Below are 18,825 nucleotides of genomic sequence, written 5' to 3'. Positions count from 1 at the left end.
TGGGGTCGTTATGCCGGCTCTCTAGAATGGCCCTCATTCGAACACAACCGGTGCGCCGCCATGGCGGCCGGCACCATATTGGAGTGAGGAACATGAATAAGACCGAACGTCAGGCCGCCCTCGAGTACCACGAATTCCCCACCCCGGGCAAGATTTCGGTCACGGCCAGCAAGCCGCTGGTCACCCAGCGCGATCTCGCGCTCGCCTATACGCCCGGCGTGGCGGTGGCCTGCGAGGAAATTGTCACCGACCCGCAGAACTCGTTCCGCTACACGGCGCGCGGCAATCTGGTGGGCGTGATCACGAACGGCACGGCCGTGCTGGGCCTCGGCAATATCGGCGCGCTCGCTTCCAAGCCGGTCATGGAAGGCAAGGCGGTGCTGTTCAAGAAGTTCGCCGGCATCGACGTGTTCGACATCGAAATCACCGAAAGCGATCCCGACAAGCTCGTGGACATCGTCGCGAGCCTCGAAGCCACCTTTGGCGGCATCAATCTGGAAGACATCAAGGCGCCGGACTGCTTCACGGTCGAGCGCAAGCTGCGCGAGCGCATGAAGATTCCAGTCTTCCACGACGATCAGCACGGCACCGCCATTACCGTTTCGGCCGCGTTCCTGAACGGCCTGAAAGTGGTGGGCAAGGACATTTCGAAGGTCAAGGTCGTGGCCTCGGGCGCGGGCGCAGCGGCGCTCGCGTGTCTGGACCTGATGGTGGATCTGGGCCTGCCGCTCAAGAACATCTGGGTGACCGACCTCGCGGGCGTGGTCTATCAGGGCCGCACCGAACTGATGGACCCGGACAAGGAGCGCTTCGCGCAGGACACCTCTGCGCGCTCGCTTGCCGAAGTGATCGAAGGCGCGGACGTGTTCCTCGGCCTCTCCGCCGGCGGCGTGCTCAAGCCGGAAATGGTCAAGAAGATGGCGGACCAGCCGTTCATTCTCGCGCTTGCCAACCCCACGCCGGAAATCTTCCCCGAGGTCGCGCTCGAAGCGCGCCCGGACGCGGTGATCGCCACGGGCCGCTCGGACTTCCCGAACCAGGTCAACAACGTTCTGTGCTTCCCGTACATTTTCCGCGGCGCACTCGATGTGGGCGCAACGACCATCACGCGCAACATGGAAATCGCGGCGGTGCACGCGATCGCGAAGCTCGCCGAAGAAGAGGTCAATGACTCGGTGGCCGCGGCCTACGGCGCTTACGATCTGCGCTTCGGTCCGAAGTACCTGATTCCGCGTCCCTTCGACTCGCGCCTCATCGTGCGCATCGCGCCGGCGGTGGCGAAGGCCGCGATGGAAGACGGCGTGGCGACGCGTCCGATCGACGACTTCGGCGCCTACACGAACGAGCTCCAGCAGTTCGTGTATCACTCGGGCGCGTTCATGAAGCCGATCTTCGCGGCGGCCAAGCAATTCGTGCGCGATGGCGCGAAGGCGCGCATCGTGTTCGCGGAAGGCGAGGAAGAGCGCGTGCTGCGCGCGGTGCAGGTGATCGTCGACGAGAAGCTCGCGCGTCCGATCCTGATCGGCCGTCCCGAAGTGCTGCTTGCGCGCATCGAGAAGTTCGGCTTGCGCCTGAAGCTCGGCGAAGATGTGGAAGTGACGAATCCTGAGTATGACGAACGCTTCCATCAATACTGGACCACGTATTGGGAACTGCGTTGCCGCGACGGCATCTCGAAGGAAATGGCGCGCGTGGAAATGCGCCGCCGCCTCACGCTGATTGGTGCGATGATGGTGCGCCTGGGCGACGCGGACGGCATGATTTGCGGCACCGTGGGCGCGTATCACGATCACCTGCGCTTCGTCGACGAAGCGATCGGCATGCGCCGTGGCGCGAGGACCTACGCAGCGATGAACATCCTGCTGCTCGACAAGCGCACGGTCGCCATCGTGGACACACACGTGAACGACAACCCGAACGCCGAGCAGATCGCCGAGTTCACGCTCGCGGCGGCGCGCCAGATGGAATGGCTCAATCTCGCACCGAAGGTCGCGCTGCTCTCGCGCTCGAACTTCGGCTCGGGCAGCTCGGCATCGGGCGCGAAGATGCGCGAAGTGCTCAAGCTCGTGACCGAGCAGAACCCCGATCTGGAAGTGGACGGCGAGATGCACGGCGACTGCGCGCTCGACGAAGCGCTGCGCCAGCGAATCCTCCCGCATTCGAAGCTCAAGGGCGCGGCGAATCTGCTGGTGTGCCCGAACGTGGACTCGGGGAACATCGCGTACAACCTGCTCAAGACCGGCGCGGGCAGCAACGTGGCGGTGGGGCCGTTCCTGCTCGGCGTGAATGCACCGGTGAACGTGCTCACGTCGAGCTCGACGGTGCGACGCATCATCAATATGACGGCGTTGACGGTGCTTCAGGCCAATCGCGACTGAGTTGCGTATGAGTCGTGTCTGAATCGCGTCTGATCAGGCACGATCGATGAAGAAAGGCAGTGGTCCGCAAGGACTACTGCCTTTTTTGCTTGGGTGCCGATTGCCCGATTGCCCGATTGCCCGATTGCCCGATTGCCCGATTGCCCGATTGCCCGATTGCCCGATTGCGATACGCGGTCCGGTTCACAGACCTCGGGGTGGGGTGATAAAACCCGTTGCGTAGCGCCGGTAGATCCAGCCCGAACCGGCACCGGAGATGCTCAACGCGGCGACCAGAACCAGAATCTGCGCGAACTGGAGCACGGGGCCGTGGCGGCCGTCGCGAAGAGCGTGGGAGATTAATGCGGCGATTCCCATGATCAGGACCGCGGCAATACATATCGTCAGGGCGATCGTGAGCCAGGTGCCGATGATGGTCATGGCGTGCTCGTGAGTGTCACGCCAGGCGGCGCGCCAGCTTAGCGGCCTGCCGATCGCGACGTGACTCGACAGGAGGCATAGCCTCACATTCACCCAGATTGCGGCTAACGCCATGGCGCATGCGCTTGTCATGGAGAGCGCACGCACATGCCCGTGGATGCCAAGGAAGCGCGACGCCGTTGCAACGAGCAGGGCGCCGGCCACCACCGCGACGATCATGACCACCGTCAGGCCATACGTCAGCCCCAAATAGCGCCAGTAATCGCGGCCAACCAAGGTGTCGATGGCGATGGCGTCATCGCCGAGCACCACGTAGCGCATCGCCTGTACGACAACGGCATTCGTGAGCAGGAGCTTTACCAGCCACAATGCGCCGATCGCGAGCATCACCTGCATGGAATGCGGTGCGGGAAGGTCACCCAGCGAGACCTGAATGAAGCGTGTGAAAAAATGGCGGTGGTGCATGCGGCAATGAACAGCGGCCGCTGCAGCACCATGTTCCCGGCGTCGCGCCATGCCCCAGCGACGCATTCCCCGAAAGAGATTGTCTGCATCCCAGACTCCCGCGCCGTTTCGACGGCGTTCGATTACCGTTTTGTCGAAGTACGCACACGATGCTTTGAGTCGTTTTTCGTCGATGCATCGGTAGTGTCGCGATATTGTCATATCTGCCAGGAGGAGGCGACTGTTCATTAGCGCGCATTGGATGCAGCAAATCCGGCTTTTCTTCGCCCCCCTTCAGTTTTTCATGCGAATGCCGATACCACCGGCGTGGCGCGAATGCGTCACGAAAGGCAATCGAAAATGAAACATGAATGAAGCGGCAAGGAAACAAAGATGAAGTTGACCCTGAAGATTCCGCTTGCGTTCGCGGCGGCCCTCGTCTTGATGTTCGCCGGCGCGCTCTACGGAATCTATTCGCTGAATCAGTCGCTCAATGTTTACGGCACGACGGTGCAGAACAGCGTAGCCAACGAGCGTGCGGCGACGGCTATGCTGGTCGTCTTCAAGGTGCAGGTGCAGGAATGGAAGGACACGCTGCTGCGCGGCAAGGATCCGGCGCTGCTGGAGAAGCACTGGTCCGCGTTCGAGGCGCGTGAGCGCGAAGTGGACGCGCTCGCCGCACAATTGAGAACGAATTTGCCCGCAGGCGAGAGCCGCGACCTGGTCGAGCGGTTTGCCGCTGCGCACACGGCGATGGGGCAAGGTTATCGCGTGGGGTTCGCGGCCTTCAAGGCAGCGGGCTTCGATGCCGCCGCTGGCGATCATGCAGTGGCCGGCGTCGATCGCGCGCCCGCCGCGTTGCTCGGCGAAGCGGCGCGCCGGATCGCGGCGCAGGCCGCCCAGGTATCGGCCGATGCGGCTAGCGATGCGCGTCGCGCGACGGCGATCAGCGCCGTGTTGATGGTGGCTGCCTTGATCGTTTCCATGACGGGCAGCTGGCTCTTCAGCCGCACCGTGACGCGGCCGCTCGCTCGCGCGCTCGACTGCACGCGCGCGGTGGCCAACGGCGATCTCGCCTTCGAAGTTCAAACGGGCGGCCGCGACGAAACCGCAATGCTGCTCGCGGCGCTCAAGAGCATGCAGCGCAGCCTTGCGGGCGTGGTGAGCAAGGTGCGCGGTCATGCCGAGGGCGTGGCCTCGGCGAGCGGTCAAATCGCGGCGGGCAACCACGGGCTTTCATCGCGTACGGAAGAGCAGGCCGCTTCGCTCGAAGAAACGGCGGCGAGCATGGAAGAGATCACGGCCACCGTGCGCCAGAATGCGCAAAACGCGCAACAGGCAGCGCGGCTGGCCGGCGACGCGGCACAGACGGCGGCGCGCAGCAAGCAGTTGATGACCGAGGTAGTCGACACCATGCGCGGGATTGCGTCGAGCTCGGGCGAGATCGTCGATATCATCGCCGTGATCGATGGCATTGCGTTTCAGACGAATATGCTGGCGTTGAACGCAGCGGTCGAGGCCGCGCGTGCCGGCGAGGAGGGGCGCGGCTTTGCCGTGGTGGCCGCTGAAGTGCGTTCGCTCGCGCAGCGCAGCGGCGCGGCGGCGAAGGAAATCAAGGCGCTGATCGAGGCTTCCGCGCAACGCGTCGATGCGGGCTCGGCGCTCGTGAACGATGCGGGCAACGTGATCGGGGAAATGGTTGGCGCGGTCGAGCGCGTGACGGCAATCGTCGGCGAAATCGCCACGGCTTCGCGGGAGCAGAGCACCGGCATCGAGCAGGTGAACGTGGCTGTCACGCAGATGGACGAGACCACGCAGCACAATGCGGCGCTCGTCGAGGAGGCCTCCGCGGCAGCGCATGCGCTCGCCGAACAGGCGGTGGAATTGCGTGAGGCGGTAGGGGTGTTCAGGCTCGCGTGAGTCGCGAGCCTTTCAAGCCGAACCGGAGATTAACCCACGGACTCCAATGATGGCTTAGTCCCCAATCAGGGCTTAGTCCCAATGATGATGCTTGCCATGGCGATGGTGGCCGCCATAGCGGTAATCGTTGGAATAAGAGTTGGAGCGCGAGATATTGCCGCCGAGCGCGGCACCGGCGCCGCCGCCCAACGCCGCGCCAACGAGGCCGCCGCTGCGTCCGCCCATGGCGTTGCCCGCTGCCGTGCCCGCGCCGCCGCCCAGCGCGCCGCCGATGATGGCGCCCGTGCGCTCGCGGCGGTTCGACGTGACTGCGCCGCCTGCGCCGCCGCCCACCGCGCCGCCGATCACGGAGCCCGTGGGGCCGCCTACTGCGCCGCCGATTGCCGCGCCGGCCAGACCGCCCAGCCCGCCACCCAGCGCGTTGTTCATGTCGCCAGCCGTGGCGGGCAACGAAACCGCAGCGGCCAGCGCCGCAATCGCAACCATCGGGATGAATTTTTTCGACATGGTTAACCCACTTGTTTTAAGACGGTGCTGAGTATAGCGACCAACATGAAAGGTCTCTGTAACAAGCGTGGGTTCGTGGGGTAAGACGTGTAACAAAATAATCGCGGCTTTCGTAATGCAATCGCGGGCCATTGCACGCATCAAAATAATCGGATTGAAACTGGGGTCGGTATTGCTCTGATGAAAGCGCTGGAATAAGCGCCCTGTGTGAATGGAGTTGTAGGGTTCGCAGAAATTTGGCTGTAAGTGCCCGCTGCTAGAGTCGCTGCAGGTGTCGTGCCTTCCGTGGCAGTTCGAACCAGATCGACCACTTCATGCATACAGCCCGCGCGTTTCGGCCCATCAAGTCTCTCGCGCTACTTCTGGCCTCGCTTTTCGCGCTGGGCCTGAGCGCGCCTGGCTGGGCCTTCCAGACGAGAATCGTCTCGATCCCCAGCGCGGCGATGAATCGCGCATTCGGCGCCACCGTGGTGTTGCCCGGCGACTACGCGCGCGGCAACGGCACGGCGCGCTATCCGGTGATTTACGTGCTGCACGGTTCGGGCGGCAATCATGCGGACTGGACCTCGAATACGCGTATCGGCAAGCTGGCGGACCGCTATCACGTGATACTCGTGATGCCCGACGGCGGCCGTGAAAGCTGGTACATCGACAGCCCGTTCGATCCCGCGAGCCGCTACGAAACCTATGTGGGCACCGAGGTGGTGTCGTATATCGACGCGCATTTCCGCACGCTCGCCTCGCGCGAGACGCGCGCAATCACGGGTCTGAGCATGGGCGGCTTTGGCGCGCTGCGCATCGCGCTCGATCATCGCGAGACGTTTGGCGCGGCCGGCAGCATCAGCGGCGCGGTCGATCCGCGCAATTGCGAGGACGAACCCGGCATCGACCGCGTATTCGGCAATCCGGCGCTCCATGCCGACTTCTGGACCCGCAATGCCATCGTGGAGGACGCGGGCGGTTTCGAGCATGCGCATATCGCGCTCACCATCGATTGCGGCGTGAGCGATTATTTTGTGCAGTCGAACCGCGCGCTGCACGACAGGCTCATTGCGCTGGGCGTGCCGCACGATTACGCCGAGCGCCCAGGCGGGCATACGTGGCCGTACTGGTCGAATGCCATTCGCTATCAGGTCTTATTCTTTGCCACCTCGTTCAGGCATAACGGGTGGCACGCGCCCGCGCGGCAAGTCTGATGTCGATTCGACTCGCGCGTCAGCGAACCGGCAATTCGAGCCGCGCGAGCTCCGCGAAATAGCGCGCGCCGGTCATCAGAATGTCATCGTTGAAATCATAGCGCGCGTTGTGGAGCGGCGTGCCGCCGCGCTCGGGCACATCGCCGTTGCCGATGAAGACGAAATTGCCGGGCACGGCCTGAAGAAACGCCCCGAAATCCTCTGAGATCATCATCGGCTGGACGTTCGCGTCGACGGCCGCTTCACCGGCGACGTTGCGCGCGGCGTTGACGGCGACATCGAGATATTCGGGCGAGTTGACCGTGGGCGCGAACTCATGCGTGTATTCGAAGCTGCATTCCACGCCATGCGTCGCGCACAGGCCCACGCTGATTTCCCGCATGCGCGTTTCGAGCAGCGTTTGCACTTCTTTTGAATAACTCCGTGTATCGCCTTTGATGATCACATTCGACGGAATGACATTGCGGATACCATCCGTGATGAATTCCGTGCATGAAATCACGGCTTGCAGGCCCGGATCGAGATTGCGCGAAACGATCGTCTGCAAGGCGAGCACGATTTGCGAGGCGATGACGATAGGGTCCACGCCCATGTGCGGGCGCGCTGCGTGCGTGCCTCGTCCTTTGATGTGGATAACGAAATTATCTTCGCTCGCCATGATGCCGCCCGCGCGCGTCGCAAAGGTGCCGGCGCGCATGCCGGGCATGTTGTGCGCGCCGAAAATCGCGTCCACGGGAAAGCGCTCGAACAGGCCGTCGGCCATCATCGCTTTCGCGCCACGGCCATGCTCTTCGGCGGGTTGAAAGATAAAGCGCACGGTGCCGTCGAAATCGCGACGTTCGGCGAGCAGGCGGGCAGCGCCGAGGATTATCGACATATGGCCGTCGTGCCCGCACGCATGCATCTTTCCTGCATTGAGCGAGGCATGTTCGCGGCCCGGCGCGCATTCGGCGATATTCAGCGCATCCATGTCGGCGCGCAGGCCGATTGCGCGCTTGCCGCTGCCGACCGTGAGGTTCGCCACCAGCCCCGTGCCGCCGATGCGGCGATGGACCTCGAGGCCCAACGTCTTCAGGATGCCGGCGATGTAGTCGGACGTGTCGACTTCCTCGAAGCCGGTTTCCGGGCGTTGGTGCAGATACCGGCGCCAACTTTTCAATTGTCCTTGCAGGGTGCTTTCCATGGATGCGTCCTTGTCGATGCCGGTTCAGGGTTAGCGCGCCGGTTGCGAGTTCGATTGTGCGGTCCGTTCGTCGCGGCGTGCGGCCACCGTGTCGGCGCTTTCGCCAACGAGTTCCGCATACACGCCGGGAGCCGTTGCGCCTTCGGTGCTGATCAGCAACACGCGCGATTGCGCATTGAGTTCCACCGCATGAGCGAGAGCGGGATCGTGCAGCAGCTTCGCGAGACCGGCGAGGCCGGCGGCGCCCGATTCGCCGGAAACGATGGGCACGTCGTCATCCGACCCGGCGGCGAGCGCGCGCATGGCCGCTACCGCGTCGTCGTCCTCGATGAGCATGAAGTCGTCGATGCACGCTTGAAGGATCTTCCACGCGAGCGGCGAGGTCTCTCCGCACGCGAGGCCGGCCATGACGGAGTCGACCGAACCCGTGGCTTTCGCGGCGTGTCCCGCGAGCGCGCTTTGATAGAGGCAATCGGCCTGGCGCGGCTCGACCACGACGAAGCGCGGGCGATTCGCGCCGTAGTGCTCCCACAGGTAGCTGGCTACGCCCGCTGCGAGCCCGCCTACGCCGCCTTGCAGGAAGACGTGCGTGAAGGCCGGTTCGCCCGAGGTTGTGCTCGATTGCTCGATGACTTCCGCCGCGATCGTGCCGTATCCCTGCATGACGTCGCGCGGAATGGCTTCGTATCCTTCATAGGAGGTGTCGGACACGACGTGCCAGCCGTTGTCCTTGGCGAGTTGTGCCGCATGCTCCACCGATTCGTCGTAATTGCCCGCAATGCGCACGATGCGCGCGCCGTAGGCCGCAATGGCTTGCTCGCGCTCCGCGCTGACGTTCGCGTGCAGGACGATCACGCAGTGGCATCCGATCGATTGCGCCGCTGCGGCAAGCGCTTTGCCGTGGTTGCCGTCGGTCGCGCTGATGACGGTGAAGTTCGGCACGAGTTCGCGATGTCGGCCGGCGATCAGCGCTTGCGGATCGATGTCGTGGGTGGGCCAGAGGCGCACGATCAGCCGCATCAACGCAATAGGCGCGCCGAGCGCCTTGAAGCTGCACAGCGGCGAGCGCAGCGATTCGTCCTTTACGGCGAGCCGCGCGATGCCGAGTTGCGCGGCGGCGTGGGGCAGGTCCCAGAGCGGCGTCGGCTCCGGGCTGATCAAATCCCAATGGGCGAGCCAGGCGCGGCTTTGATCGGCCGATTTCACGTTCAGGATTGCGCGAAGCGTCTCGGGGTAAGGGCTGCGGTCGGCGCGGGAATGGGCGAGCGGCATGTGACGGGGGCTCCTGGGCCAAAGTGGCCTCGACGATTTGAATTCACGGCGCGAACGCCGTCGACCAGGAAATGATATTGCGCATGCCATGCGAAAAAGTCTCATAATCGCGACCGTATACGCAAAAAAATATCGATTTTCCAGGCGAAAACGAACCTCGGGTCAATGGTGAAATGGCGACAAATCTCGACGCTTTCGATTGCAAATTGCTGATGGAGGTGCAGCGCGACGCGCAGATTCCGCAGAACGAATTGGGTGCGCGCGTGAATCTCTCGACCGCTGCGGTCAACCGCCGGTTGCGGCGACTCGCCGACGAAGGCGTGATCGACCACTACGCGGCCATCGTGGCGCCCGAAAAAGTCGATCATCCGATCACGATTGTCGCGACCATCGAGGTCGAGAGCGAGCAGATCGATTTGCTCGACGCCATGAAGCGCACCTTTGCGCAGTGTCCGCAGATTCAGCAGTGCTATTACGTAGCGGGCGAATGGGATTTCGTGCTGATTCTCGCGGTGCGCAATATGGACCAATACACCGAACTTACGCGCCAGCTATTTTTCTCGAACAACAATGTGAAGCGCTTCAAGACGCTCGTGAGCATGAGCCGCGTGAAGGTGGGGCTCGAAGTCCCGGTCGCGCCGGCCGTGCAGGGCGAGGGCTGAGGCGAAGTTGCGCTGCCCGCGGGCGACGCGGCATCCGTTCACTAGCTTCCCGCCTCACACCTTGCGCAGCGTCTCGATCGTCAGTTCGCGAAACCAGCGGTTGCCTTCGTCATTCTCGAAGGTTTCGTGCCAGTGCACGGTGACCTCCACGCTCGGCATTGCCACCGGCAAATCGTAGATGACGAACTGATCGTACTCGTTGAAGAAGCGCGCGACGCGGCGCGGCAAGGCCACCATCCAGTCGGTGCGCCGCAGAATTTGCGGCACCACCGAAAAATGCGGCACGCGCAGCGCGATCTTGCGGTCGAGTCCCGCCGCGCGCAGTGAGTCGTTGATGGTGCGATGGCTGCTCTCGCTCGATACCACCATGATGTGCTGCATATCCAGGAAGCGCTCGCGCGACATGCGCCTCGCGGGTAGGCCCGCGCGCCGGCGCGTCATGCATACATAGGGTTCGTCGAAAAGCAGGGCGCTGTGCGTGTGCGGCTTGAGCGCCGGCAGATTGCCGATGGCCAGATCGAGCTGCCCAAGGCGCAGCTGCTCGGTCACCTCGGCCACCGGTGCCTGGCGCGCCTCCAGCTTCACATGCGGGGCCACGCGCTGAAGCATTTCGCACAGCGGTGGCAGGAAGAACTGCTCGCCGGCGTCGGTCATCGAAAGATGGAACTCGCGCGAGCTCGTGGCGGGGTCGAACGGCTCGCCGTGGCGCAGCGCCTCGCGTATCGACGCAATCGCGCGACCGAGCGGCAGCGCGAGTTGCTGCGCCGTGGGCGTGGGCAGCATGCCATCAGGAGAGCGAACGAAAAGCGGGTCGTCGAACATCACGCGCAGCCGGCCGAGGGCATAGCTGATGGCCGGCTGAGAAAGGCCCAGGCGCTGGCCCGCGCGCGTGAGACTGCGTTCTTCGAGGATCGCCTGGAACACGCGCACCAGATTCAGGTCGGCTTCGTTGAAATCAGCCATGTTTATGATGTTGATAATATTGATGAATTTGACAGATATCTTAGCCCAAACCTAGACTGGGCTCATCGATTTTGGTGAGACTGCGAGGAGGCTGATTTATGGGCTGCATGAACCCGGGCGCCGGGCTTGCCGGCGAGACGGCGCAGGCGCAATCGCTTGCATTGCCGGCCTTGCTGGCGGCGCGCGCCGCACGCAACGGCGATGCTGCGCTGTTCTCGGACCGCAGGACAAGCTGGAGCGGCGCACAGGCACTCGAGATCGCGGCACGGCGGGCGGGTGCGCTGGCGGCGCACGGCATCCGGCGCGGCGACCGCGTCGCGCTGCTGTGCACGAACCGCAGCGAGTTCATGGAGATCGTGCTGGGCTGCGGGTGGCTGGGCGCCGTGGTCGTGCCCATCAACACCGCTTCGCGCGGCATGCAACTCGAACACATCCTGCGCAATTCGGGCGCGCGCCTCATGGTGGCCGAAACGCATCTCGTGGGCGCGGTGCACGCCATCGATGCGCAAACGCATGCGCTCGAATCGATCTGGCTGATTGAAAGCACCAGGAGCGGCGAGAGCGCTGAAACGCACAACGGCAGCGGCGCTCCGGCGGCCGGTATCTCCGCGACGCGCGAAATCGTGGTGCAGCCGCTGCCGCCGCTGGGCGAGCCGCTCCCCGCGCCGCGCATCGGCGACGGCGAAGCGTTTGCGATTCTCTACACCTCGGGCACCTCGGGCCTCTCGAAGGGGGTGATCTGCCCGCACGCCCAGTTCTACTGGTGGGCGTGCCTTACGGCGGGGCATCTGGGCGTGGTGCCCGGCGACGTGCTCTATACGTGCCTGCCGCTTTTTCATACGAACGCGCTCAACGCGTTTTTCCAGGCACTGGTGTCCGATGCGCAACTGGTCGCGGATCGGCGCTTTTCGGCGAGCGGCTTCTTCGCCTCGCTCATCGAAACCGGCGCTACCGTGACGTACGTGCTCGGCGCGATGGTGCCGATTCTGCTGGGCCGCCCCGCGTCCGCTCAGGAGCGGGCGCACCATGTGCGCATCGCGCTGGCGCCAGGCGTGCCGGGGCATTTTCAGCTGGAATTCACCGAGCGCTGCGGCATCGCACTGCTCGACGGTTATGGTTCGACCGAGACGAACTTCGTGCTCGGCGGCGGCATTGCCGATCAGCGCGCGGGCTATATGGGCAAGCTCGTGCCGGGTTTCGATGCGCGCGTGGTGGATGAGAACGACCGCGAAGTGCCCGATGGCGAGGCGGGCGAGTTGATTCTGCGCGCCGATACGCCGTTCGCCTTCGCGAGCGGCTATTTCGGCATGCCCGAGAAAACCGTGGAGGCATGGCGCAACCTATGGTTTCACACGGGCGACCGGGTGGTGCGCGAGGCGAGCGGCTACTATCGTTTCGTCGATCGTCTCAAGGATGCCATCCGGCGCCGCGGAGAAAATATTTCGTCATACGAAGTAGAGCAGGTGCTGTTGAGTCACCCGGCGGTTGAGACGGCCGCGGTATATGCGGTGAAGTCGGAGTTCGCGGAGGACGAAGTCATGGCCGCGCTGGTGCTGCGCGAAGGCGCGGCGCTCGACGCGCTCGCCCTGATCCGCTATTGCGAGCCGCGTCTGCCATATTTCGCGGTACCGCGCTATCTCGACTTCGTGGCCGATCTGCCGCGCACGGAAAACGGCAAGATCCAGAAGTACAAGCTGCGCGAGGCCGGCATTACGGCCACGGCGTGGGACCTGGAGACGTCGGGCTACCGGCTCGGGCGGACCTAGCCGCAGCGCACGAGCGCAGCATCCCCAACGCCGCCCATGAGACACGGCGGCACCAGCGAGTCACGATAGCCCATCAGAGGCACGAGGAGGCAGCAGCATGGCAAATACCCAAACCTGTTCCGCCGGTGCAACCGACGCGTCGCACGCAGACGCGCGCACGCGTGCGCATGCACTCGATCCGCGCGCCTTGCGCCGCATCGTCATGGCGTCGGTCGCGGGCAACGCGCTCGAATGGTACGACTTCTTTCTCTACAGCACGGCGGCGGCGCTTGTTTTCGGCGAGCTGTTCTTTCCGCGCGGCACCGATCCGCTCATCGGCACGCTCGCGGCATTTGCGGGCTTTGCCGTGGGTTTCGCGGCCCGCCCGTTCGGCGGCGTGCTGTTCGGCCATATCGGCGACCGCTACGGGCGCAAGGGCGCGCTGGTCTGGACCCTCTCGCTGATGGGCGGCGCGACTTTCCTCATCGGCCTTTTGCCCACCTACGGTCAAGTGGGCCTGTGGGCGCCCGCGCTGCTCGTGCTGCTGCGCGTGGTGCAGGGCATTGCATCGGGCGGCGAGTGGGGCGGCGGCGTGCTGATGATCAGCGAGTCCGCGCCGCCGGAGAAGCGCGGCTTTTACGCGTCGTGGAGCCAGATCGGCGTGGGCGGCGGATTCGTGCTCTCGGCGGCGGTGTTCTTCGCCGTGCAGATGCTGCCGCGCGAGAGCTTCATGAGCTGGGGCTGGCGCGTGCCTTTCCTGCTCTCCATCGTCATCTTCGGAGTAGGCGTCTATATTCGCTCGACGCTGCCGGAGAGCACCGAATTCGCGAAGTCCGAGGCGGCGGGCAAGACTTCGCATATGCCGGTGCTCGACGCGATCCGCAAACATCCGCGCGCGATTCTCGTCGCCATGGGGTTGCGCGTGGCAGAGAACGGCGGCTCGTATATCTTCCTCGCGTTCTCGCTCGTCTACGGCAAGTTCATCGGCGTGCCGGGCGCGGTCATGCTCGCGGGCGTGATGATCTCGATGACGGTGGAACTCGCGACGATGCTGCTCTGGGGCCGGCTCTCGGACCGCATCGGCCGCAAGCCCGTGTATCTGATTGGCGCGGTGGGGCTCATCGTCGTGGCGTTTCCGTTCTTCTGGCTGCTCGACACCAAGGCGCCCGCGCTCATCTGGTTCGCGCTGCTGCTCGGCAACGCGGTGTGCCACGGCGCGATGATCGGTACGCAGCCGAGCCTGATGGGCGAGCTTTTCAGCACGGAGGTGCGCTATTCGGGCATGGCGCTGGGCCACGAGATTGCCTCGGTGTTTGCGGGCGGGCTTTCGCCGCTCGTCGCCACCGCGCTGCTCGCGAAGTATCACGCGGCGTGGCCCGTCGCGCTGATGCTGATGGCGATGGGCGCCATTACGGTGATTGCTCTCATGTGCACGCGGGAAACGGTGCGCGGCGCCACACGCAATGGCCCATACGACAACGCACGATAAGGAACACGAATCAATGCCATCACGCGGATATGACGGCGTCTTGCTGAGCGCGGGTGTGGAGGTGCCGTATCGCCGTCAGGCGAGCGGCTTCTCGACGGGAGACCTGCTCGCGCAGGCATTCTCGGCGGCGCTCGCGCAATCGGGCTTCGCCGCGCGCGAGATCGACGGGCTGGGCGTGGCCTCGTTCACCCTGGGACCCGACCACGCGATCGATCTTGCATGGCGCCTGGGCCTCTCGCCACGCTGGTGCATGGACGATTGCCACGGAGGCGCAAGCGCGATCAATCTGCTGCAACACGCGATTCGCGCGATCCAGTGCGGGGACGCGAACGTCATCGTGCTGGTGTCGGGCGACAGTTTCGAGCCCGCCGATTTCAGACGCCTCGTCGATCACTACAACCTCACCACCCGGACCTGGCTGCGTCCGCTCGAAAGCGGCGGCCCGAACGCATTGTTCGCGATGCTCACGCAACAACATGCAAAGCGCTTCGGACTGACGCGCGCCGACTACGGCGCACTATGCGTGGCGCAGCGCGCGTGGGCCGCGCTCAACCCGCTCGCGGTCTATCGCACACCGCTCACGCTCGACGATTATCTGGACGCGCCGCTCGTGGCCGCTCCGCTGGGCCGTTACGATTGCGTGCCCGTGGTGTGCGGCGCGAATGCGCTCGTGGTGGCGCGCGCGGACCTCGTCAAGCCAGGCCGGCATGTGCGCGTACGCGCGCTGCAATGCCGCTACAACGCCGATCACCAGCTGGGCGACGGCCTGCAAACTTCGCTGGCGGCACTCGCCCCGGAGCTCTGGCGCGAGGCGCAGGCGACGCCGGCCCGCATGGACGTGGTCTCGGTCTACGACGACTATCCGGTCATGGCGCTCGTGCAGCTCGCGGACCTGGGCTTCGCGCCCGACGGCGATCTACGCGCGCTGATTGCGCGCATCGCGTCGCGCACGCTGCCGGTGAATACCTCGGGCGGCCAACTATCGGCGGGACAGGCAGGCGCTGCGGGCGGCATGCACGGCCTCGTGGAAGCCGTCATGCAATTGCGCGGCGCAGCGGGCGAGCGCCAGGTCGAGCACGCGCGGCTCGCGCTGGTGAGCGGCTACGGCATGGTCGAATACCGCTACGGCATGTGCGCGAACGCCGTGGTGCTCGAAGCGGCAGGACATTCGCAATGAAACAGACCACGAAGCTCGAAGTGTTTCGCTGCACCGCGTGCGGCGCGACGCTTTTTCCCGCACGCTATCTGTGCCCGGCGTGTGGCGGCGCTCGATGGACGAAGCCGGTGGTGTCGGGTGGCACGGTGCTTGCCGCAACCACGGTGAGCCACCGCGTTGGGGCGAGCGAGCCGGGCACCGTGCATCTCGCGAGCGTGCGCACCGATGCCGGGCCGGTCGTGATCGCAAGGCTCGAAGCAGCGGCGAGCGAAGGCGAGGCCGTTTTGCTCGAGGTCGACGAGGAGAGCCGGATTCTGGCCCGCGTGCGTTGAGGGCGGGGCAGGGGCATCGCGTTTCAGGCGCCTGGGACATTGCGGGCATTTCGTGCTGGAGGCGTCGTCGTCGAGCAGACGTCCCGGTCCGGTCCGGTGCGCCGCGATCTCGATCAGGATCCCATAGCAATCTCAGGCGATGGTGTCGACTACGCCGCCGTCCACGCGCAAGGCCGCACCGGTGGTGGCGGAAGCCTGCTGCGAGCATGCGTAGACGACCATGTTCGCCACTTCGTCCACGCTCGCCGCGCGGCGGATGATGGACGAGGCGCGGTGCTGCTGCACGAAAGCCGCGGCGACTTCCTCGATGGATTGGCCCGTTTTCGCGACTTCGTCCTTGAGCATCGCTGCCACGCCTTCCGAAAGTGTCGGGCCCGGCAGCACCGAATTCACCGTCACGCCGGTGCCGGCGAGCCGCTTGGCGAGGCCGCGCGCTACCGCGATCTGCGCGGTCTTGGTCATGCCGTAATGGATCATGTCCGCGGGAATATTCAGGCCCGACTCCGACGAAATGAACACGATGCGCCCCCAGCCCTGCTCGACCATGTCGCCCGCATAGGCACGCGAGAGCCGCACGCCCGACATCACGTTGGTTTCGAAAAAGCGCAGCCATTCGCTGTCGGGAATGGCGAAGAAGTCTTCCTGCGCGAAGACGCCGAGATTGTTCACGAGAATGTCCACCCGCGGATGCGCTTTCACGAGCGCTTCGCAGCCCGCGTCGTTCGAGAGGTCGCCGACGAAACCCCGCACCTGCGCGCCCGGCACGGCTTTACGCACGGCGGCTTCTGCGTCGCGCACGTGGGCTTCGTGACGGCTGCTCACGATCACCCCGGCGCCGGTGCCGGCAAGCCCTTTGGCTGTGGCGAGCCCAATGCCCGCTGCCGACCCGGTGACCAGCGCGAGCTTTCCTGACAAATCGATTTTCATCGTTGCTCCTGTCTCTTGCAAAGCGTGGGTGAAACGCGCCGTCACTGCGCCCTCACTCAGAGGGATGGCCGGCGTGAGCGGAACCGGCAGTGTACTGCGGGCATGGGCTCACTGCTCGCTTCGCGCATGCTGGTCGGCGCGCGATGCCCATTTCGGGGTCGCTGATGCTGTCCCTGCCGGTTTCCATGCGCCCCGCGAAGCGGCGCGTGATTTCGTCCGCGCCGTTCAACGCACTCAGCGTGAAGTCGTACCAGCCGCCCGACGCATCGAGCAGCCAGCGTTGCCCGGCACGGCCCCGTGCGGGGACGGTGAGCGTCCATGGACCGTCGGCGCGATAGGCGTTTGCGCTCACCGTGCACCCGGCCTGCGCGGGTCCGCTATTGGTGACTGTGAGCACGAGGGTGTTGGCGGCCTCGTCGTAGGCCAGGCGCATTTCGATGGCGGGCGCGCGCGATGCGGCACTCACGTTGCCAGTGAAGCGGCGATGAAAACCGTTGGGCCCGAGCACCGTTGCGGGATCGTGATGCGGTCGCCGAAGCCGCGCACGCCGGGCAGCGTGCCGAGATAGTGGTCGAACGCGCGGTTTTCCTGCATGAAGATCACGACATGCTGGACGTCCCGGATCGTGCCGGTGGCGTTGCTCGCCGGTATCGCGAGCGCGCGCCGGATGGCCTGCGCAAAGAGGCTGAGCATGGCGCTTGCGGTGGCGCTGCGCAAAAAGCGGCGGTGGTCCTTCGAGGTCATGGGGCCAACGTTGCTCCGGGCTTTATGAGGGGCTTGCACCCGCGAGCATGACACGTTGGACGATTCAAGGCATGGCGACGCGATGCAGGATGTCGAGCAACTGCGAGACGGCAAAAGGCTTGCGCAGGAAGCCGATCAGGTCCGCGTCGGCGGGCGGCGTGACGAGCGCGGAGACGAGTACCATCGGCACGCTTGCTAGCGCGCTGTTGCGGCGCATTTCCCGCATTAATGCGAGGCCGTCCATATGCGGCATCATGCAATCCGAAATCACGACATCGGGCGGATCGGCGAGCGCGGTCTTGAGCGCATCCGTCCCATCCCCGGCAGTCCTGACCCGATAGCCTTCCTGACCGACTAGCTCCTTGAGCGCGTTCAGGGCATTAATGTCGTCGTCTACGAGTAATACGGTAGCCATGCTTGGTTTGCCTGTGCGACGCGCACTCGCTGATGTTCGCACGGTTATGACACCGTGCACCCGTGTTTTCGCGGTTTCCCGCTCCCCGGACACTGCCCGGGTTGGCGTATTCCCGCGCTTGCCCTGCGTAGGTCGGAGTTTTGCAGACGAACGCGCATTTTCCGTGCCCGAGGCGGCGCACCGTGACCTCGACTGGAGGCATGGCGCACGGGAATCACTCGAATGACGCAGCAAATGAATCAGCAGTTGGCGTTCCCGGGGGCAAAGGTGCGTTTTCGCGCGTAGGCGATGTCATGAAAAATTCAAATAGTGCCAGGCAATGTCGGCCAATGCGTGGCCATTCGTGGGCATTCGGATCGCTCGCGTCCCCGCTCCAACGGGCTCTTCGATCAAGCCTGCAACTTTCGAGCCGCGATGTTTCCATTCTTTGCACGGGGATTTAATGCGTCATCCTGTTTCTTTTCATGGGATTATGCGAATTGAATATCCGCGAAACTATTCCTTGAGACAGGTCGCCCAATTGCAATCATTTCGACATGCATAACGCATTCCGATGCAATTCGGATAAGCCACATCGATGTTTTTAAAGGATAATCACTCCCAGAAGGGAGACGTTCAATATGACGTTCATTCCCGCCGGCCCAGCTGCGCTTTGCGCGCGCCGCCGGAATAGACACGGCTTTCTTCGGGCAGGCGTTTCTTCCTTGGTAAACAGTGGCGATCACGCCAGGCGGGAATTGTGCGGATGTCGAGGCGCCCGCTCACGGCGCCATGCGCCTTCATCCGCCTTCGAATCCGCTGCCCCTTTTGCACGGGCAAGCACATGGCAGACGCATCGATACGGGGTCGTGCCGCCGGGTTCGCATCGCAAGACGCGGGCAACCCGGTGCGCGTTCGCGCCGTCTGCGCGTTGCCCCTCGTCTTGCATCTGGTCTTGCCCCAGGCCTTGCCCCGTGCGCCGGGTACACCCTGCGCGCGCCCGCCAGGCTTCGATCCACCCGTATTCGTAATCGCATTCATAGGCCCGCTAACGGAATTCCCATACCGCTTTGCGCGTGGCGTTCCGGCACGG

Annotated in this window: 16 protein-coding genes and 1 pseudogene; 8 read left to right on the top strand and 9 right to left on the bottom strand. The window is 64.4% G+C overall.

What is annotated here, in order from left to right; all coding sequences use genetic code 11:
• The first annotated feature begins 92 nt into the window (after positions 1 to 92).
• Positions 93 to 2,378 (top strand): NADP-dependent malic enzyme, encoded by a 2,286-nt coding sequence (locus P5W99_RS22975; RefSeq protein ID WP_421025688.1) that lies wholly within the window; start codon positions 93 to 95, stop codon positions 2,376 to 2,378.
• Positions 2,379 to 2,561: 183 nt separating this feature from the next.
• Here P5W99_RS22975 and P5W99_RS22970 read toward each other — a convergent pair whose 3' ends face one another.
• Positions 2,562 to 3,491: a hypothetical protein gene (locus P5W99_RS22970; RefSeq protein ID WP_421025687.1), complete on the bottom strand. Its 930-nt coding sequence runs from the start codon at positions 3,489 to 3,491 to the stop codon at positions 2,562 to 2,564.
• 144 nt (positions 3,492 to 3,635) lie between these two features.
• Here P5W99_RS22970 and P5W99_RS22965 point away from each other — a divergent pair, with 144 nt between their 5' ends.
• On the top strand, positions 3,636 to 5,162 hold the full coding sequence (locus P5W99_RS22965; RefSeq protein WP_434663118.1) for a methyl-accepting chemotaxis protein: 1,527 nt from the start codon (positions 3,636 to 3,638) through the stop codon (positions 5,160 to 5,162).
• Positions 5,163 to 5,234: 72 nt separating this feature from the next.
• Here P5W99_RS22965 and P5W99_RS22960 read toward each other — a convergent pair whose 3' ends face one another.
• Positions 5,235 to 5,669: a hypothetical protein gene (locus tag P5W99_RS22960; RefSeq protein ID WP_421025685.1), complete on the bottom strand. Its 435-nt coding sequence runs from the start codon at positions 5,667 to 5,669 to the stop codon at positions 5,235 to 5,237.
• A 314-nt stretch (positions 5,670 to 5,983) separates the two neighbouring features.
• Here P5W99_RS22960 and P5W99_RS22955 point away from each other — a divergent pair, with 314 nt between their 5' ends.
• Complete coding sequence (locus P5W99_RS22955) at positions 5,984 to 6,865, top strand: alpha/beta hydrolase (RefSeq protein ID WP_421025684.1); 882 nt, start codon at positions 5,984 to 5,986, stop codon at positions 6,863 to 6,865.
• Positions 6,866 to 6,884: 19 nt separating this feature from the next.
• On the opposite strand, the gene P5W99_RS22950 is transcribed toward P5W99_RS22955, so the two are convergent.
• Both P5W99_RS22950 and P5W99_RS22945 read right to left on the bottom strand, forming a co-directional pair.
• Entirely contained in the window at positions 6,885 to 8,048 is a 1,164-nt protein-coding gene (locus tag P5W99_RS22950) for a M20 aminoacylase family protein (RefSeq protein WP_421025683.1), read from the bottom strand.
• A gap of 30 nt (positions 8,049 to 8,078) precedes the next feature.
• Positions 8,079 to 9,320 carry a diaminopropionate ammonia-lyase gene (locus tag P5W99_RS22945; RefSeq protein ID WP_421025682.1) on the bottom strand — a complete coding sequence of 414 codons (1,242 nt, stop codon included), beginning with the start codon at positions 9,318 to 9,320 and terminating at the stop codon, positions 8,079 to 8,081.
• A 173-nt stretch (positions 9,321 to 9,493) separates the two neighbouring features.
• Between P5W99_RS22945 and P5W99_RS22940 the strand changes: the two genes are divergently transcribed.
• On the top strand, positions 9,494 to 9,982 hold the full coding sequence (locus tag P5W99_RS22940) for an Lrp/AsnC family transcriptional regulator (RefSeq protein WP_421025681.1): 489 nt from the start codon (positions 9,494 to 9,496) through the stop codon (positions 9,980 to 9,982).
• Positions 9,983 to 10,036: 54 nt separating this feature from the next.
• Here P5W99_RS22940 and P5W99_RS22935 read toward each other — a convergent pair whose 3' ends face one another.
• Positions 10,037 to 10,945 carry a LysR family transcriptional regulator gene (locus tag P5W99_RS22935; RefSeq protein ID WP_421025680.1) on the bottom strand — a complete coding sequence of 303 codons (909 nt, stop codon included), beginning with the start codon at positions 10,943 to 10,945 and terminating at the stop codon, positions 10,037 to 10,039.
• A 107-nt stretch (positions 10,946 to 11,052) separates the two neighbouring features.
• On the opposite strand from P5W99_RS22935, the gene P5W99_RS22930 reads away from it, so the two are divergent.
• From P5W99_RS22930 to P5W99_RS22915, 4 genes are all read left to right on the top strand, one after another.
• Positions 11,053 to 12,711, top strand: a complete 1,659-nt coding sequence (locus P5W99_RS22930; RefSeq protein WP_421027019.1) for an ATP-dependent acyl-CoA ligase — start codon at positions 11,053 to 11,055, stop codon at positions 12,709 to 12,711.
• A gap of 97 nt (positions 12,712 to 12,808) precedes the next feature.
• A complete protein-coding gene (locus tag P5W99_RS22925; RefSeq protein WP_421025679.1) occupies positions 12,809 to 14,179 on the top strand; it encodes an MFS transporter in 1,371 nt (456 codons plus the stop codon).
• A gap of 13 nt (positions 14,180 to 14,192) precedes the next feature.
• Entirely contained in the window at positions 14,193 to 15,356 is a 1,164-nt protein-coding gene (locus P5W99_RS22920; protein ID WP_421025678.1) for a thiolase family protein, read from the top strand.
• The gene (locus P5W99_RS22915; RefSeq protein ID WP_421025677.1) at positions 15,353 to 15,667 is read left to right on the top strand and encodes a Zn-ribbon domain-containing OB-fold protein; all 315 of its coding nucleotides are present in this window, start codon (positions 15,353 to 15,355) and stop codon (positions 15,665 to 15,667) included. The genes P5W99_RS22920 and P5W99_RS22915 overlap by 4 nt, the downstream gene beginning before the upstream one ends.
• Positions 15,668 to 15,799: 132 nt before the next feature.
• On the opposite strand, the gene P5W99_RS22910 is transcribed toward P5W99_RS22915, so the two are convergent.
• The 4 genes and pseudogenes from P5W99_RS22910 to P5W99_RS22895 all read right to left on the bottom strand — a co-directional run bounded on the left by P5W99_RS22910 (position 15,800) and on the right by P5W99_RS22895 (position 17,753).
• Positions 15,800 to 16,594 carry an SDR family NAD(P)-dependent oxidoreductase gene (locus P5W99_RS22910; RefSeq protein WP_421025676.1) on the bottom strand — a complete coding sequence of 265 codons (795 nt, stop codon included), beginning with the start codon at positions 16,592 to 16,594 and terminating at the stop codon, positions 15,800 to 15,802.
• 52 nt (positions 16,595 to 16,646) lie between these two features.
• Positions 16,647 to 17,060, bottom strand: a complete 414-nt coding sequence (locus P5W99_RS22905) for a phospholipase domain-containing protein (RefSeq protein WP_421025675.1) — start codon at positions 17,058 to 17,060, stop codon at positions 16,647 to 16,649.
• A 47-nt stretch (positions 17,061 to 17,107) separates the two neighbouring features.
• Positions 17,108 to 17,338: pseudogene (locus P5W99_RS22900) on the bottom strand (alkaline phosphatase family protein); the annotation flags it as partial.
• Positions 17,339 to 17,402: 64 nt separating this feature from the next.
• On the bottom strand, positions 17,403 to 17,753 hold the full coding sequence (locus P5W99_RS22895; protein ID WP_421025674.1) for a response regulator: 351 nt from the start codon (positions 17,751 to 17,753) through the stop codon (positions 17,403 to 17,405).
• Positions 17,754 to 18,825 lie beyond the last annotated feature (1,072 nt).

The sequence above is a fragment of the Paraburkholderia sp. A3BS-1L genome (assembly GCF_051125215.1).
In the GTDB taxonomy this organism is placed as follows: Bacteria; Pseudomonadota; Gammaproteobacteria; order Burkholderiales; family Burkholderiaceae; genus Paraburkholderia.
This window is presented reverse-complemented; position numbering and strand designations above follow the sequence as displayed.

Coding starts and splice junctions, on each gene's coding strand:
- P5W99_RS22930 (WP_421027019.1), top strand. CDS start 11,053: ATGAACCCGGGCGCCGGGCTTGCCGGCGAGACGGCGCAGGCGCAATCG.
- P5W99_RS22965 (WP_434663118.1), top strand. CDS start 3,636: ATGAAGTTGACCCTGAAGATTCCGCTTGCGTTCGCGGCGGCCCTCGTC.
- P5W99_RS22945 (WP_421025682.1), bottom strand. CDS start 9,320: ATGCCGCTCGCCCATTCCCGCGCCGACCGCAGCCCTTACCCCGAGACG.
- P5W99_RS22970 (WP_421025687.1), bottom strand. CDS start 3,491: ATGAACAGTCGCCTCCTCCTGGCAGATATGACAATATCGCGACACTAC.
- P5W99_RS22975 (WP_421025688.1), top strand. CDS start 93: ATGAATAAGACCGAACGTCAGGCCGCCCTCGAGTACCACGAATTCCCC.
- P5W99_RS22955 (WP_421025684.1), top strand. CDS start 5,984: ATGCATACAGCCCGCGCGTTTCGGCCCATCAAGTCTCTCGCGCTACTT.
- P5W99_RS22915 (WP_421025677.1), top strand. CDS start 15,353: ATGAAACAGACCACGAAGCTCGAAGTGTTTCGCTGCACCGCGTGCGGC.
- P5W99_RS22950 (WP_421025683.1), bottom strand. CDS start 8,048: ATGGAAAGCACCCTGCAAGGACAATTGAAAAGTTGGCGCCGGTATCTG.
- P5W99_RS22925 (WP_421025679.1), top strand. CDS start 12,809: ATGGCAAATACCCAAACCTGTTCCGCCGGTGCAACCGACGCGTCGCAC.
- P5W99_RS22960 (WP_421025685.1), bottom strand. CDS start 5,669: ATGTCGAAAAAATTCATCCCGATGGTTGCGATTGCGGCGCTGGCCGCT.
- P5W99_RS22910 (WP_421025676.1), bottom strand. CDS start 16,594: ATGAAAATCGATTTGTCAGGAAAGCTCGCGCTGGTCACCGGGTCGGCA.
- P5W99_RS22940 (WP_421025681.1), top strand. CDS start 9,494: ATGGCGACAAATCTCGACGCTTTCGATTGCAAATTGCTGATGGAGGTG.
- P5W99_RS22935 (WP_421025680.1), bottom strand. CDS start 10,945: ATGGCTGATTTCAACGAAGCCGACCTGAATCTGGTGCGCGTGTTCCAG.
- P5W99_RS22895 (WP_421025674.1), bottom strand. CDS start 17,753: ATGGCTACCGTATTACTCGTAGACGACGACATTAATGCCCTGAACGCG.
- P5W99_RS22920 (WP_421025678.1), top strand. CDS start 14,193: ATGCCATCACGCGGATATGACGGCGTCTTGCTGAGCGCGGGTGTGGAG.